This is a genomic window from Methanofollis sp. UBA420 (assembly GCF_002498315.1).
Lineage (GTDB): Archaea > Halobacteriota > Methanomicrobia > Methanomicrobiales > Methanofollaceae > Methanofollis.
Map to the genome: position 1 here is coordinate 624,067 of NZ_DAGX01000002.1, position 15,576 is coordinate 639,642.

General features: G+C 62.6%; 12 protein-coding genes. 10 read left to right on the forward strand and 2 right to left on the reverse strand.

Translation table 11 applies throughout. From position 1 onward, the window contains the following. Together BP869_RS03100 and BP869_RS03105 are read right to left on the reverse strand one after the other, a co-directional pair. The coding region (locus BP869_RS03100; RefSeq protein WP_342676788.1) for a right-handed parallel beta-helix repeat-containing protein at nucleotides 1-1,031 on the reverse strand (1,031 nt) is incomplete at its 3' end. Nucleotides 1,032-1,650: 619 nt separating this feature from the next. Next, nucleotides 1,651-2,055, reverse strand: a complete 405-nt coding sequence (locus tag BP869_RS03105; RefSeq protein ID WP_342676790.1) for a nuclear transport factor 2 family protein — start codon at nucleotides 2,053-2,055, stop codon at nucleotides 1,651-1,653. Nucleotides 2,056-2,489: 434 nt separating this feature from the next. On the opposite strand from BP869_RS03105, the gene BP869_RS03110 reads away from it, so the two are divergent. The 10 genes from BP869_RS03110 to BP869_RS03155 all read left to right on the forward strand — a co-directional run bounded on the left by BP869_RS03110 (nucleotide 2,490) and on the right by BP869_RS03155 (nucleotide 15,202). Beyond that, nucleotides 2,490-4,364 carry a PAS domain S-box protein gene (locus BP869_RS03110; protein ID WP_342676792.1) on the forward strand — a complete coding sequence of 625 codons (1,875 nt, stop codon included), beginning with the start codon at nucleotides 2,490-2,492 and terminating at the stop codon, nucleotides 4,362-4,364. A 104-nt stretch (nucleotides 4,365-4,468) separates the two neighbouring features. Continuing rightward, entirely contained in the window at nucleotides 4,469-5,476 is a 1,008-nt protein-coding gene (locus BP869_RS03115) for an asparagine synthase C-terminal domain-containing protein (RefSeq protein WP_342676794.1), read from the forward strand. Then, the gene (gene gatC / locus BP869_RS03120; RefSeq protein WP_342676796.1) at nucleotides 5,466-5,735 is read left to right on the forward strand and encodes an Asp-tRNA(Asn)/Glu-tRNA(Gln) amidotransferase subunit GatC; all 270 of its coding nucleotides are present in this window, start codon (nucleotides 5,466-5,468) and stop codon (nucleotides 5,733-5,735) included. Before BP869_RS03115 ends, gatC begins: the two co-directional genes overlap by 11 nt. Continuing rightward, a complete protein-coding gene (gatA, locus tag BP869_RS03125) occupies nucleotides 5,736-7,031 on the forward strand; it encodes an Asp-tRNA(Asn)/Glu-tRNA(Gln) amidotransferase subunit GatA (RefSeq protein WP_342676798.1) in 1,296 nt (431 codons plus the stop codon). Then, nucleotides 7,028-8,467: an Asp-tRNA(Asn)/Glu-tRNA(Gln) amidotransferase subunit GatB gene (gatB, locus tag BP869_RS03130; RefSeq protein ID WP_342676800.1), complete on the forward strand. Its 1,440-nt coding sequence runs from the start codon at nucleotides 7,028-7,030 to the stop codon at nucleotides 8,465-8,467. The genes gatA and gatB overlap by 4 nt, the downstream gene beginning before the upstream one ends. A gap of 3 nt (nucleotides 8,468-8,470) precedes the next feature. Further along, a complete protein-coding gene (locus tag BP869_RS03135) occupies nucleotides 8,471-11,290 on the forward strand; it encodes a DNA topoisomerase I (RefSeq protein WP_342676802.1) in 2,820 nt (939 codons plus the stop codon). 13 nt (nucleotides 11,291-11,303) lie between these two features. Beyond that, nucleotides 11,304-11,993 carry a phosphoglycerol geranylgeranyltransferase gene (locus BP869_RS03140; protein ID WP_342677396.1) on the forward strand — a complete coding sequence of 230 codons (690 nt, stop codon included), beginning with the start codon at nucleotides 11,304-11,306 and terminating at the stop codon, nucleotides 11,991-11,993. A gap of 5 nt (nucleotides 11,994-11,998) precedes the next feature. Further along, on the forward strand, nucleotides 11,999-12,712 hold the full coding sequence (locus BP869_RS03145; protein WP_342676804.1) for an RNA methyltransferase: 714 nt from the start codon (nucleotides 11,999-12,001) through the stop codon (nucleotides 12,710-12,712). Between the two features lie 26 nt (nucleotides 12,713-12,738). Then, a complete protein-coding gene (dcd, locus tag BP869_RS03150; RefSeq protein ID WP_342676806.1) occupies nucleotides 12,739-13,296 on the forward strand; it encodes a dCTP deaminase in 558 nt (185 codons plus the stop codon). A gap of 61 nt (nucleotides 13,297-13,357) precedes the next feature. Next, nucleotides 13,358-15,202: a threonine--tRNA ligase gene (locus BP869_RS03155; protein ID WP_342676808.1), complete on the forward strand. Its 1,845-nt coding sequence runs from the start codon at nucleotides 13,358-13,360 to the stop codon at nucleotides 15,200-15,202. Nucleotides 15,203-15,576 lie beyond the last annotated feature (374 nt).

A 15,576-nucleotide genomic window follows, 5' to 3' on the forward strand; every position in this document is an offset into this window, starting at 1 on the left:
GCGAAGTACGCACCGCCGCCGTCCTGTGTTGCATTGTTGTTCATGAAGGTGGTGTCAGTCAGGGTGGTGTCCGTCGGGGTGGCACCGAGGGGCCAGGAGAAATACGCACCGCCGCCGTTCGTTGCCGTGTTGTTCGCAAAGGTCGTGCCCGTCAGTCTGGCTCTGGAACAAATAGAGTCGAAGTACGCACCGCCGCCGTAATCTGCTGCCGTGTTGTTCACAAAGGCCGTGCCCGTCAGTCTGGCATCGGCGGAAGCCTCGAAGTATGCACCGCCGCCGCAGTTCGTTGCCGTGTTGTTTGTGAAGGTGGTGTCCGTCAGGGCGGCATCGGTGGAACTGCCGAACCACGCACCGCCGCCGTCGTTTGTTGCCGTGTTGTTCGTGAAGGTCGCGCCCGTCAGAACGGCACCGGCGGAATTGAAGAAGAACGCACCGCCGCCACCATAAACTGCCGTGTTGTTCGTGAAGGTCGTACCCGTCAGGTCGGCATCGGTGGAATCGACGAAATACGCACCGCCGCCGTTGTTTATCTTTGCCATGTTGTTCACAAAGGTCGTGTCCGTCAGGGCGACATAGTTAGAACTGTCGAAATACGCACCGCCGCCAGAGTCTGCCGTGTTGCCGGTGAACACCGTCCTCTCGACCAGGATGTGGTCGACGCGCTGGGCATGGAGTGCACCGCCGAGGCCAGAGCCTCCCGTGTTCCCGGCAAAAGTGCATTCGGAGATGGTGAGACCCTGAATCCCGTAGGCGTCGATGCCGGCGCCCCCAACATAGCTCAACGTGTTCCCGGAGATGTTGAGGCCGCGGAAGGTGGCGTTGTCCGCGCGGACGGTGAACGCCGGGGCAGTGCCGGAGATGCGGGGTTGGGCGGGCGACCCTTCCCAGCGTTCGACCGTCACGTTGGGCGCGTTGATGGTGATCCCGCCCTCGTAGGTGTAGCCTTCCACGCCCCAGATGCGGATCGTGTCGCCGTCACCGATCTCAGGGATATCCAGAAGACGCGTGAGGTTGTCCGCCCCCGTCACCACGGAAACATTCCAGGTGTGGGGGTGATCGGTCACCGCAGAAGCGGCAGCGGGGAGGAGAATGCACCCCGCAATCAGGCACAAAATTGCTATCCTGGCCCTACTGTTGCACATATGATCTTCAGTCATAATACTCCATATCGTCCCGTTCTTTTTTTCACGGGATGTGATGACAGCCTTATAGATGGCGATGAGACGACATATCAAAAATGCGGATTATTAAAAGTAATATAGTATATTCTGAATTTACTAATCGCGAGCACATACAAACCATGAGGGCAGATTCGGGCTGGCGGAACACATATGGGGTTAATCTGTACTCCAAGAGTTCCATGAGGGCCGGATAAGGGACCGGGATCTCGAATGCGGCGCGCAAGAGAGTGCACCGCCAACGGCACCCGAATAGAAAGAGAACAGCCTTCAGGTGAATCGCTCATGAAACGAAGTTTCAAGCGGTTCTTTGAAAACCACCCTGGGGGTTTTCATGGTATCCGCACGGCAACCCTGCCGCCTTCTCGAAAACCCTGAGGGGTTTTCTCGAACCATGCGTGACCTGTAGGGGCAGGCATGGTGCTCTGAAAAAAGAACCGGCGCCCCCATTCCGGGGCCGCCACTCACTCACTCACTCCTCCCCGCCCTCGGGCACGGAGAAGTGCGTCTGGACAAAGCGCCAGCCGTCCCAGGTGTTCATCAGCACCGCGGTCAGGCGGCCGTTCAGGTGCCGCACCCTCCCCCCGGCCGTGACCGTCATCTCGAAGGGCGTCGCCACCCAGGCGATGATCCCGTCCGCCGCGATCCTGAGGTCGCCGTATTCGAGCGAGATGTCGTCGAAAGCTGCAAATTCGCGGGCGATGGCAGAGACGTACCCGTCGCGCCCCTCCACCCACTCCCCCTTCTCCGAACCGATCCCGATCACCTCGGGCGCCAGCAGCGCCGCAACGCCGTCCGCATCCTTTCGTCCGTACGCGGAGGCGTAGGCGTACATCGTCCTCGTCACCGCATCCCGCGTCTTTGCACTGAGAAACATCTGTACAGAATAGAACAGAAAGGAGTTAGCCTTTCCTGATCCTGCGCCATCTGCGCTCCCTGCCGGCGAGATGAGATCAGGGAACAGGCCTGGAGCGGCAGGTTACGACAGAGACATAAGAAGAAAAAATACGATGCCCCGGCCAGACAAAACCGGAACCAATTAATATGATTATTGAAATGTCCGGCCATCCCCTTTTCCTGAAAATCCCCTCGTCCTGCCCCTTAATAGGAGAGTCTTCAGACATGTACAGAGACGATTTGCATTGTTGATCGCAGGCCAGAAAACAAGGGGGGTTTATCATACCGCATCAAAAATTCCAGAGACCATCATGTGGAAGCCATGCTTCCGGAGAAAGTATTCTGAACGCCCCCGGACGAGGAGATATATCCTCGCCGTCCCCCGAAGCCGAATATCTGCTGCTCCTCGATGCCATGCCGGTGCAGGCATGGTTTCTCCCTGACCCCGTAACGTACGGGGCGGTCAACACCGCCAGGGCCGAGTACCTCGGGCTGAAAAAAGAGGGCCTGGAAAGAAGGGCGATCAGGGACATCCTCCCCGAAGAAGAGGCGGCGATCTGTATCCAGGGGAACGAGAAGGTCTTCCAGGGCAAAAAAACGATCCGTACAGAGGAGTGGGTCAGGAACGCCTGCGGGGAGGAGCGGTTGCTTGCCATCACAAAAAAACCCGTCCTTGACGATTGCGGCAATGTCATCTACGCGGTCTGCACGGCCGAGGACATCACCGAACAGAGACGTGCCGAAGATGCGGTGCTCAGGCGGGACGCAATCCTCGATGCCGTGGGTTTTGCCGCAGACAGACTGCTGAAAAAGACCGGGTGGAGCGACGAGGTTCCTGAGATCCTCCGGCGGCTGGGAGAGGCGACCAGGGCGGGCAGGGTCCACCTCTTCGAGAATAGCGGGACTGCAAGAGACGGGCCCTGTCCCCCGTGCCGGGAATGGACCGCGGCAGGGATCATGCCCCTCGGGAAACAGCTTCCCCACCATGCCGGCATCTTCTCCGCGGACGGGACGCCGCAGTGGTATGCCGACCTTGCCGCAGGACGCCCTGTCGCCGCAAGAGCAGGAGAATTCCCGGAAAAAGCGCGGCAGTATCTTTTTTCAGGACAGATCCTCTCCCTCGCCGAGGTCCCTCTCCTGGTCGAGGGGGAGTGGTGGGGATGCCTCGGCCTTGAAGACTGCCGCGAGGAGAGGAAGTGGTCGGGGGCGGAGATCGACGCCCTCAAGACCGTGGCGCGGATCATCGGCGCTGCCATCGAGAGACAACGTTTCGAGGACCTCTACCGCCTCCCGGTCATGTACTCCTCCTCGGGGATCTACCTTGTACAGGACGGCACCATCAGATACGTCAACCCTGGATTCGGCAAAATTTTTGGCTACACAGAGGAGGAGGTCGTCGGACAGATGGGCCATGCAGACATCATTCTCCCGGCCGACCTGCCCCGCTTCCAGAAGACCATGCAGAGTCTTCTCTCCAGGGCGACGGCCATGGCACGGGACGATTTCAGGGGACTCGGGAAAGACGGTCGCCTGCTCTTCCTCGAACACTTCGGGACAAGAACGCTCTATCACGGGATGCCGGCGGTCCTCGGCACATTCATCGACAGGACCGCACAGAAACAGGCCGAGAACGCGCTGACCGAGAGCGAGGAGAAGTACCGCGAACTCTTCAACAATGTCAAAGATGCCATTTTTCTCATAGAAATCACGCACGACAACCATCTGGGACGACTGATCGAGGTGAACCCGGCCGCCTGCACCTACCTGCAGTACCCCAGAGAAGAACTCCTGCTCATGTCGCCCGGCGAGATCGAAGACCCGAAGACACGGGCCTCCCGTGCCCGGAGTATGGAAAGACTCCTCTTCCACGGTGAAACCGCCTTCGAGTCCGCCCTGGTGAGAAGGGACGGGTTCACCGTGCCGGTCGAGATGCGGTGCAACCTCTTTGAACTGGCCGGAAAGCCGGTGGTCCTTGCCGTCGCCCGGAACATCACCGAGAGGATAGAACAGCAAAAGAAGGAAGCCGAGGCATTCAGGCAGATCGAGAAGAACATGGAGCAGTTCGCCATCCTCAACGACCATATCAGAAATCCCCTGCAGGTGATCCTGGGCCTGGCATGCCTGTACGACGAGACGGTCGGGGACAGGATCGCCACAGAGGTCAGGGAGATCGACGCCCTGGTGAACGGCCTCGACCAGGGCTGGCTCCAGTCGGAGAAGATCAGGGCGGTGCTGCGCCGCCACTACGGGATGATTCTGGACGGCACGGCAAGGCATCAGGCAGGGTGAGGGAAGGCAGTCCGCGATCATGCCTATCTATATCATGCAGCCCTAAACCCTGTACCTGATCATGGGTTACCTGCACACACACCAGACAGTGCAGGAGGGGCGGCGTGGCTGAACTCCTCCTGAAGGGCTGGATCGAACAGGGCGGACGGCGCCTCTCCGGGGACGAGGTGCTGACCGTCCTGACGGAGAAACCCCGCGACGTCTCTCTTTTCGGCGGGGAGTTCTATCTCAGGTACGGCGAGTGGCAGGCGCGGGACCGCTTCGGCATCATGTCCGGCCCCTGCCCGGCAGGGACGGTCACCCGCGACGGCGAGGTCGTCGGGAGAGTCGGGCCGGACTACCCTGCCGGCGACCTCGAAGAGGCGATCGTCACCGCCGTCGGCCTCCGGGCCGTCGACGGCGCCGCAGTCGCCCTCTCCGGTGGGGTGGACTCCGCCCTCGTCGCCGCTCTCGCCCGCCTCCCCGCGGTCGTCGTCGGACTCGAAGGCTCGCACGACCGGAGGCGGGCCCTCGCCCTTGCGGAAAAACTCGGGATCCCCTGCGACGCCGTCTCCGTCACAGAAAGAGAGGTGGAAGGGGCGCTCCAGGAGGTCGTCGCGCTCCTCGGCAACCCGAACCCTGTGGACGCATCCATCGCGGCGACCGAGGTCTTCGTCGCACGCTGGGCAGAGGAGCAGGGCATTCACCGGGTGCTCACCGGCCAGGGCGCCGACGAACTCTTCGGCGGCTACGCACGCTACCTCGAAACCGACGATCTCGCCGACGCCCTTGAGAGGGACGTCGCCGACCTCCCGCGGCAGGTCGCACGGGACGGGGCGGTGGCCGCTCATTATGGTACCGCGTTCTCCCCGCCGTACCTCGACCTGCGCGTCGTGGCGGCGGCCCGCGCCATCCCCCCGGGTGAGAAAGTGGGGGACGGGGTGCGGAAGGCGCCGCTGCGGAAGGTCGCAGAGAGGCACATCCCGCCTGAATTCGCACGGGCCGAGAAGAAGGCGATGCAGTATGGGAGCGGGATCTGGAAGACCATCCAGAGACTCGCGTGTCACAATGGTTATAAAAAGTCGGTACAAGGGTACTTAACTGACATGGGTAGGGACATGCATGGTTTCTGAATCAGACGTGGCACACATTGCCATACTTGCAGATATCGGGATAACCAGCGACGAACTGGCCGAGTTCACCGGGCAGTTCAATGCAATCCTGGAATACTTCGACCTCCTGGACCAGGTCGAGGCGAGCGAAAAACCAGAGGCGGAAAAGATCAATATCTTCAGGGAAGACGAGGTCGTGCCGTCCCTCGCCGTCGCCGCCGCCCTCGATAACGCCGGAGAGTCGGAAGACGACTATATCAAGGCCCCGAAGGTGATGTGAGTGGGAAAGATCACCTTTGACGCGGACGACCGCTGGAACGCCTTCATCGCCATCTGCCGCGAGGCAGAGCACGGCGACGGCCCCCTGGCCGGCGTGCCCGTGGCGGTCAAGGACAACATCTCGACGGCCGGCATCCAGACCACCTGCGGATCGGCGATCCTGAAGGGCTATGTCCCGCCGTACGACGCGTATGTCGTCGAGCGCCTGAAGGCCGCCGGGGCCGCCATCGTCGGCAAGACCAATATGGACGAGTTCGGCATGGGCACGACGACCGAGTCGAGCGCCTTCGGGCCGACCACCAACCCGGTGGACACTGCCCGCGTCCCCGGCGGGTCCTCGGGCGGGAGCGCCGCCGCCGTCGCCGCGGGCATGGTCGATATGGCCCTCGGCACCGACACCGGCGGGTCGATCCGCTGCCCCGCCGCCTTCTGCGGCATCGTGGGGCTGAAGCCGACCTATGGCCGCACCTCGCGGTACGGCCTCATCGCCTATGCGAACTCCCTCGAAGGCATCGGCCCGATGGGGAGGACTGTGGATGACGTCTCCCGTCTCTTTGCGGCGATCGCCGGGCACGACCCCCGCGACGCCACCTCCCTGGACCGGCCGTATACTCACACCCCCTCCGCGGAGATCGAGGGGATGCGAGTCGGCGTGCCGCATGAGTTCTTCGGCGAAGGCGTCGACCCCGCCGTCGGGAAGACCGTCAGGGCGGCGATCGACAGGTTCGCCGAACTCGGCGCCGAGATCGTCGAGTGCTCCATGCCGAGCATGAAGTACGCCCTCGCGGCCTACTATGTCACCTGCACGAGCGAAGCATCCTCGAACCTCGCCAGGTTCGACGGCGTCAGGTACGGCCCTGAAAACGACATCATCCCCTCCTGGCACGAGTCGTACCAGGAGCACCGCAAGACACACTTCGGCAAGGAGGTGCGCCGCCGGATCATGCTCGGCACCTTCGCCCTCTCTGCCGGGTACTACGGGAAATACTATGCGAAGGCCCAGGCGGCACGCAAAAACGTCCGCGACGACTTCGCCCGCCTCTTCGCCGACGTGGACGTCGTCGCCGGCCCGACCATGCCGACGACCGCCTTCGGACTCGGCGAGAAGACCGACCCCCTCTCCATGTACCTCGCCGACATCCTCACCGTGCCGGCAAACCTCGCCGGCGTCCCGGCGATCTCGGTCCCCTGCGGCACCGTGGAGGGCCTGCCCGTCGGGCTGCAGCTCATCGGCAGACACTGCGAGGAGGAGCGGATCATCGACGCCGCCCGTGCCTACGAGGAGGTGAGGGCATGAGCGACACGACAGACGTGATCATCGGGCTCGAAATCCACTGCCAGTTGAACACGAAGACGAAGCTCTTCTGCGGGTGCTCGACCGACTACAAGAACGACGGCCCGAACACCCATGTCTGCCCCATCTGCCTCGGCCTGCCCGGCGCGATGCCGATGATCAACAAAAAGGCCGTCGAGTACGGCCTGAAGGTCGCTCGCGCCCTCAACCTGGAGATCCCCGAGGAAGGAGAGTTCTCACGGAAGAACTACTTCTACCCCGACCTCCCGAAGGGCTACCAGATCACGATGTACGACAGGCCCCTCGCGGTGAAGGGCTACCTCGAGATCGAGGACGACAACGGCATCGACAAGAAGATCGAGATCACCAGGATCCACCTGGAAGAGGACCCGGGCAAACTCGTCCATGTCGGCGGCACCGCCCGCGCCCATTACACCCTCGTCGACTACAACAGGAGCGGCATCCCTCTCATCGAGATCGTCACCGAACCCGACCTCAGGTCGCCGAAAGAGGCGCGCCGGTTCCTCACCAAGATGCGGGCGACCCTCGAGTACCTCGGCGTCTTCGACGGCGAGCGCGAGGGCGCCCTCCGTGTGGACGCCAACATCTCCATCAAGGGGTCCGAACGGGTCGAGATCAAGAACATCACCTCGTACAGGGGCGTCGAGAAGGCGCTCACCTTCGAGATCACCCGGCAGAAGGGCATGATCAGGCGCGGCGGCAGGGTCGTGCGCGAGACCCGCCACTTCCAGGAGGCCCGCGGCATCACCACCTCGGCCCGGTCCAAGGAGACGGAGACCGACTACCGCTACTTCCCCGAACCCGACCTCTGCCCCCTGCGGGTGCGGGACTGGGCACGGGAAGTCGTCCTCCCCGAACTCCCCGACGCACGGCGCGACCGCTTCATGGCCCAGTACGGCCTCTCCCTCAACCATGCCCGTACCCTCACCGGCGACCTCCGTCTCGCCGAGTTCTACGAAGCCCTGGCGGCGAAGGCCGACCCGGCCCTGGCCGCCACCTGGACCGCGGACACCCTCCTCGGCGAACTGAACTACCGGGACATGCCTGTGGCGAAGGTGCCACTCGACCACGTCGCCGACCTCATCGGCCTCGCCGGCAGGAACGAGATCACCGACAGGGTCGCCGTCGACGTGCTGCGGGCCATCCTCGACGCCGTCATGAAAGGAGAGACGCCACAGATGCCGACAGACTATGTCCGCACCCACAACCTCGGAAAGGGCGAGGCCGACGCCTTCTCCGCCGTCATCGACGAGGTGATCGCGGAGAACGAACAGGCGGTCGCGGACGTCCGCGCCGGTAAGAACGCCGCTCTCAACTTCCTTGTCGGCCAGGTGATGAAAAAGACCAGGGGCAAGGCCGACCCGAAGGAGATCACGCCCCTTATTGCCGCCCGTATCACCCCAGAGGGGGGAACATAGGCCGTGCATCTCATTGTCGCAGAAAAGAACATCTCGGCGCGGCGGATCGCCGCCATCCTCGCCAGAGACCAGAAGGTCACCACCAGGAAAGAGGGGGGCGTCGACACCTACGCCTTCGGCGACACCGTCATCGTCGGCCTGAAAGGCCATGTCGTCGAGGTCGATTTCGAGGCAGGATATACCAACTGGCGGAGCGAGGAACGCCCGCCGCGTAGCCTCATCGACGCCGGGATCGTCAAGAAGCCGACAGAGAAGAAGATCGTCGCCCTTCTCCAGAAACTCGCGAAGAAGGCCGACCGCGTCGTCATCGCCACCGACTTCGATGCGGAGGGCGAACTGATCGGCAAGGAAGCCCTCGAACTCGTCAGGGAAGTGAACACGGGCGTGCAGATCCTGCGGGCGAAGTTCTCGGCAATCACCCCGCAGGAGATCGGGCGGGCCTTCTCCGAACTTGCAGAACTCGACTTCGCCCTTGCAGCCGCGGGCGAATCGCGCCAGGTCATCGACCTGATGTGGGGTGCGTCCCTGACGCGGTTCATCTCCATCGCCGCGAAACGCGGGGGGGAGAACATCCTCTCGGTCGGCCGCGTCCAGAGTCCAACCCTTGCGATGATCGTCGACCGCGAGAGGGAGATCGAGGCCTTCGTGCCCGAGAAGTACTGGATGCTCACCCTCGACACGAAAAAGGGCGCCGACTCCCTTGAACTCCGCCACACCCACGGCCGGTTCACCGACCACGCGGAGGCCCTCGCCGCCGAGGCGCGGACACAGGATCCCCTCACCGTCACCGAGGTGCGGGAAGGGGTCAAGAACGACCGGGCGCCGACACCCTTCGACACCACGGCCCTCCTCGTCGCCGCAGGCAGGATCGGCTTTTCCGCATCGAACGCGATGCGCATCGCCGAAGACCTGTACATGAACGGTTTCATCTCGTACCCGAGGACGGACAACACCGTCTATCCAGCAAGCCTGAACCTCGGCGAGGTGCTCGACACACTGAAAAACACGGTCTTCGCACGGGACGTCGCCTGGGTCGAGATGCACAGGCGGCCCGAACCGACGCGGGGGAAGAAGTCGAGCACCGACCACCCGCCCATCCACCCGACCGGCGCCGCAAGCCGCGAGCAACTCGGCGACGATCGGTGGAAGATCTACGAACTCGTCGTGCGGCGGTTCCTTGCGACCCTCTCGCCCGACGCCGTCTGGAACACCATGAAGGTGAACTTCGACGCCGGCGGCGAACCGTACACCATCACAGGCGGACGCCTGAAGGAAGAGGGATGGCGGCGGGTCTACCCGTACAGCGAGGCCGCGGAACACGTGATCCCGGCCTGCACCGTCGGCGAACGCCTCCCCATTCTCGGAAAGGACCTTGAAGAGAAGGAGACCACCCCGCCGCCGCGGTACACCCAGAGCCGGCTCATCCAGAAGATGGAGGAACTCGGCCTCGGCACGAAGTCCACGCGCCACGAGGTGATCCAGAAACTCGTCTCCCGGCGGTACGTGCAGGGCAACCCCCTGCGCCCCACCCTCGTCGGCATGGCGGTGATCGAGTCTCTGGAGGGCCACGCCGATACGATCACGCGGCCCGACATGACCCGTATCCTCGAGTCCCACATGCAGCAGATCAAGGAGAACAGACGGACAAAGGACGACGTCGTCGGCGAGTCGCGGGAGATGCTCCACTCCGTCTTCGAAGACCTTGAGGCGCACGAGAACCAGATCGGGGACGAGATCATCAGCAGGACCGTCGAGGAGAAGACCGTCGGCCCCTGCCCGGTCTGCGGGAAAAAACTCCAGATCAGGCAGGCACACGGGGCCTCCCAGTTCATCGGGTGTTCCGGATACCCCGAATGCTCCTTCAACATCAGCCTCCCCGGCGTCCAGTGGGGGAAGGCGATCAGACTCGACAAAGTCTGCGAACGCCACGAACTCAACCACATCAGGCTGATCAGGAAAGGCGCCAGGCCCTGGGACATCGGCTGCCCGCTCTGCTCCCACATCGAGTCGAACACCGAGACCCTGCGCATGATGCCCCACATGACAGACGGCCTCATCGGACGTCTCCACACCCGCCACATCTACACGGTCCCCGACCTCGCCCATATGCCGGCAGGGGACCTGGCGCAGAAACTCAATGTCGACGAGAAGATGGCCGGGATACTCGTCTCCGAGGCAAAAGAGGTGCTCGACCGCCTCCGCAGGCGTTCCGAACTGAAGAAGTTCATCAGGGCCGAGATCCCGCCGAGGCGCGGGAGAAGCCATGCGAAGATCGCAAAGAAACTGCTCGAAGCCGGTATCGACGACATCACCTCCCTTGCCGCGGCGAACCCGCAAAAAATCGCCCAGGTCGGGATCTCCGCGGAGGAGGCAGACGGACTCCTGGCAAAGGCCCGGGCCCTCTGCAGTGAGCGCCGGTTGCGGGAGGTCGGTCTCCCCGCAGTGAGCATCAAAAAATATGTCGGCGCAGGGTTCCAGGGCCCCGAGGACTTCGCCACCCTCCACCCTGCGTACATCAGCGCGGCGAGCGGGATCAGGGTCGAGACGGTCTGCCGCCATGCCGAGGCGGCCTGCAGCGCCATCGGGCTGAAAACCCCGGCAAAGATCACCCAGAAGAAACTGGAAAAAGGGCGGGAAGAACTCCTGGCAATACCGGGCATCGGCGAGGCGACTCTCGAAAAACTCTACAGGGCCGGGATCACCGACGCGGCCAGCCTCGCCGCCGCCGATCCCGAAGAAGCCGCACAGAAGAGCGGTATCCCCACAGCAAAGATCAGGGAGTACAGCGCATCTCTATCGACAGGACACACACCACAGGAGTGAACACATGACAGACATGCATCAGAACTGGAAGAACTGGGCACATGTGACAAAACTCGATCCAGACAAGCACCTCAACCAGGAAGCGATCGAAGGAGTCGCCACGAGCGGGACCGACGCCATCCTCCTCTCCGGCACCCTCAATGTGACGCCGGAAAACCTTGCCGAACTCCGCAAGCAGGTCGAAGACTACGGCATCCCCCTCGTCGTCGAACCGGCCGACCCCTCGGGGGCCGTCTTCGAGGGCGTCGACATGCTCTTTGTCCCGAGCGTCCTCAACACCCCGGACGCCCGCTGGGTCGTCGGCAAACACCAGCAGTGGGCGCTCCAGAACCCCGACATCCCCTGGGACCGCGTCGTCCCCGAGGCCTACGTCGTCCTCAACCCCGCCTCCTCGGTCGGGAAGGTGACGAAGGCCGTCTGCGACCTCGCACCTGCGGAGGTCGCGGCCTATGCCAGGACCGCCGAGCACTACTTCCACTTCCCGATCGTGTACATCGAGTACTCGGGGACCTACGGCAACCCCGCCGTCGTGAAAGCGGCGTCCGAAGCCGTCGATAACGCGGTGCTCTACTACGGCGGCGGCATCGACTCCGCGGAGAAGGCCGCGGAGATGGGGCAGTACGCCGACACGATCGTCGTCGGCAATGCCGTCTATGAGAAGGGCCTCGATGCCCTGAGGGCGACGGTCAGGGCCGTCCAGTGACGACCATGCCCGAGATCGCGATCGTCCTTGTGGAACCCCTGTACGAGGGGAATGTCGGTTCCGTCGCCCGGGCCATGAAGAACTTCGGGTTCACCAGACTCGTGCTGGTCGACCCCTGCCCCCTCGGGGACGAGGCCCATGCCCATGCCTCCCACGCGCTCGACGTCCTCGAAGGCGCGGAGAGAAAGACTCTCGACGAGGTTTATGCGGAGAGCGACCTCGTCGTGGCGACGACAGGCGAACTCTCCAAGTCGGTCTGCACCTCGATGCGGATGCCCTACTACACGCCGTCCGAGATCAGGTCGATCGTCGCGGAGGTCGACGGGCGGGTGAGCATCCTCTTCGGCCGGGAGAACTGGGGACTGAACAACGACGAGGTCTCGCGCTGCGACCTCATCTGCACCATCCCGACCGCCGAGATCTACCCGATCATGAACCTCTCCCATGCCGTCGCCGTCGTCTGCTACGAACTCGCCCACCTGCCGCGCGGCACCTACCGCCTTGCCGGAAAGACCCAGCGCGAGGCCCTCATCGAGCATTTCGGAAACTTTCTTGCCAGGATCGAACATCCCGACCACAAGCGCGCCAACACCCTGCTGATGCTCCGCCGCGTCCTCGGGAGAACGGCGCTGACCACGCGCGAGGTCACGACCTTCCACGGCCTTCTCCGCAGGACAGAGTGGCACCTCGACCACCCGGGCGAGGAGCAATCACCTTAATTCCCCTGACAACGTACTCCTACCCAATGATCCTTGTTGACTGGCAGATCGAGGACCGCATCAGGCGGGGGCAGATCAGCATCGACCCCTATGACCCGGCCCTCATACAACCCAACTCCCTGGACATCAGGCTCGGGGACCATTTTGTCTGGTACGAACCGGGCGAGGACGTCATCGATCCCTACGAGAAAGAGAGCGTCACCTCCCATGTGCGCGAGACCCGCGCCGCGTCGGTCGTCATGAATCCCGGCGATTTCATGCTCGCGGAGACGCTCGAAGCCGTGACCCTCCCCGACAACGTCGTCGCCAGCATCGAAGGGAAAAGTTCCATCGCCCGTCTCGGAATCGAACTCCACCAGACCGGCGGATGGATTGACGCAGGTTTCCGGGGCACCATCACCCTGGAGATGTGCAATGTCAACCAGCGGCCTGTGCGCATGTATGCCGGGATGCCGATCGGCCAGCTTGTCTTCTACACGACCGAACGTGCCGAGAACCCGTATAACCTGAAGAAGGACGCAAAATACATGGACCAGCGCCAGGCAACTCTCTCGCGGTACCACGAGAACGAGAAGAGTGTTTGAAGATAAATAGAGGGAACACGTACAATTACGGAGATTATAGATCGTAAAGAAGGGGTTTTCCATGCGGCTTCTCTTAATTCACTCAGACCACATTGATTATAAGGCGCAGAAGAAGACGTCGATCGCCGAGGAGGGGGCAGTTCTCTCCGACGCCCTTGACGAGGCGCTCGTCGCCTTCTGTGCCATCGAATCGGCAGACGAAGAAGATATCGACGACGTCGTCGCCCAGGCGGCCGCCGAGATCAGGAAGACCGCCGGCCAGCTCCAGACCGACCGGGTGCTCATCTACCCGTACGCCCACCTGAGCTCCGACCTTGCGGCCCCGGATGTCGCCAAAAAGGCGCTCACGGCCATCGAAGAGGACCTCAAGGCCTCGGGCGACCTGACCGTAAAGCGCGCTCCCTTCGGCTGGTACAAGGCCTTCACCCTCTCGTGCAAGGGCCACCCCCTCTCCGAACTCTCCAGGACCATCCTGCCGGGAGAAGGGGAAGAGGGTGCAGCAAAGCCTGCGAAGAAGCAGGTCACCCACACGTTCTTCGTCCTCACCCCCGAGGGCAAGCGGCTGGACGCCGAGTCCTGCTGCGACGACTCGGCTTTCGGTTCCCTCGTGAAGAAGGAACTCGGAAAGCCGACGGCTGCCGGCGGCGAGCCGATCCACGTCGACCTCATGCGCTCCAAGGAGCTCGTCGACTACGAACCGGCCTCAGATGTCGGCCACCTCCGCTGGATGCCCCGCGGCAGGCTGGTGCGCGACCTCCTTGAGGACTATGTCCTCGGCCTCGTCCTGGACTACGGCGGCATGCCTGTCGAGACGCCGGTGATGTACGACCTCGGCGACCCCGCGATATCCGAGCACGCGGCAAAGTTCGGCGAGAGGCAGTACCGCTTCAAGAGCGGGAACAGGAACATGATGCTCCGGTTCGCGGCCTGCTTCGGCATGTTCTCGTTCATGCGCGACATGCACATCTCCCCGAACACCCTGCCGATGAAGATGTACGAACTCTCCACGTACTCGTTCAGGCACGAGCAGTCGGGCGAGGTCATCGGGCTGAAGAGGCTCCGGGCCTTCACGATGCCGGACATGCACACCCTCTGCCGGGACATGGACAACGCCCTCACCTGCTTCGAGGAACAGCTCCGCATGGGCTGGCAGACCGGTTCGGACCTGGAGACTCCGCTCGTCGGGGCGTTCAGGTGCACGCAGGAGTTCTACGACCAGCACGAGGACTGGATCAAGAAGATCGTGAAGGAGTCGGGCGTGCCCCTCTTCATCGAGGTGCTCTCCGACCGCGTCCACTACTGGATCGCGAAGATCGACCTCGCCGCCATCGACGGTCAGGGCAGACCGATCGAGAACCCGACCGTCCAGATCGACGTGGAGAGTTCCACCCGGTTCAATATCAGCTACCGCGACGTCGAGGGCACCGAGGTCCACCCGCCGATCCTCCACTGCTCCCCGACGGGCTCGATCGAGCGCGTGATCTGCGCCATGCTCGAGAACACCGCCTACCAGCCTGTGCCGCACCTGCCCACCTGGCTCTCCCCGACGCAGGTCCGCTTCATCCCGGTCGCGGAGAGGCATGTGGCCTATGCCGCCGACCTCTGCGAAAAGTTCAACGCCGCCGGTATCAGGGCCGACCACGACGACCGCGACGAGTCGGTGAACAAGAAGATCCGCGAGGCCGGGACCGAGTGGGTACCCTATGTGGCCGTCATCGGCGACCGCGAGATGGACGAGGGGAAGCTGACCGTGACTGTCAGGAAACTCTCCGAGCCGAAGAAGCCGCACAAGGAAGAGATGACAGCCGACGCTCTCATCGCCGCCGTGAAGGAAGAGTGCACAGGCAAGCCCTTCCGCCCGATGTACACCGCAAAGAAGCTCTCTATCAGGCCGCGGTTCATCTGAACCCCCCACACATGGGTGAAAATTTCAACATCTCTTTTTTTCTCCGGCCGTAAAAATTTCCTCAACCCTGACCACACATGACAAAAACTCGCGGCAGTGCCGACTTTTCATATTCACATAATTAGATAAATTATATATAATAATCTGCCGTGTATGGATATCACCGGACGCGTAGCCCAGAGAAAAACATCATCGAAGCGCAACATCGAGCCATTACATCCATGCATACCAGAACCGCAATTTATACACATTATTCGCGGGCAACCGTCGGTCCCGCAGGGATCGGGGACGTCGCCTCCCGATCTTGCAGGTACGGCCGTCCTTCGTGAACGGCAGATACAACCAAAATGTACCGCAGACCCCGGAAGGGTTGG

Coding starts and splice junctions, on each gene's coding strand:
- BP869_RS03105 (WP_342676790.1), bottom strand. CDS start 2,055: ATGTTTCTCAGTGCAAAGACGCGGGATGCGGTGACGAGGACGATGTAC.
- BP869_RS03110 (WP_342676792.1), top strand. CDS start 2,490: ATGCCGGTGCAGGCATGGTTTCTCCCTGACCCCGTAACGTACGGGGCG.
- BP869_RS03145 (WP_342676804.1), top strand. CDS start 11,999: ATGCCCGAGATCGCGATCGTCCTTGTGGAACCCCTGTACGAGGGGAAT.
- gatB (WP_342676800.1), top strand. CDS start 7,028: ATGAGCGACACGACAGACGTGATCATCGGGCTCGAAATCCACTGCCAG.
- BP869_RS03140 (WP_342677396.1), top strand. CDS start 11,304: ATGCATCAGAACTGGAAGAACTGGGCACATGTGACAAAACTCGATCCA.
- BP869_RS03155 (WP_342676808.1), top strand. CDS start 13,358: ATGCGGCTTCTCTTAATTCACTCAGACCACATTGATTATAAGGCGCAG.
- dcd (WP_342676806.1), top strand. CDS start 12,739: ATGATCCTTGTTGACTGGCAGATCGAGGACCGCATCAGGCGGGGGCAG.
- gatC (WP_342676796.1), top strand. CDS start 5,466: ATGGTTTCTGAATCAGACGTGGCACACATTGCCATACTTGCAGATATC.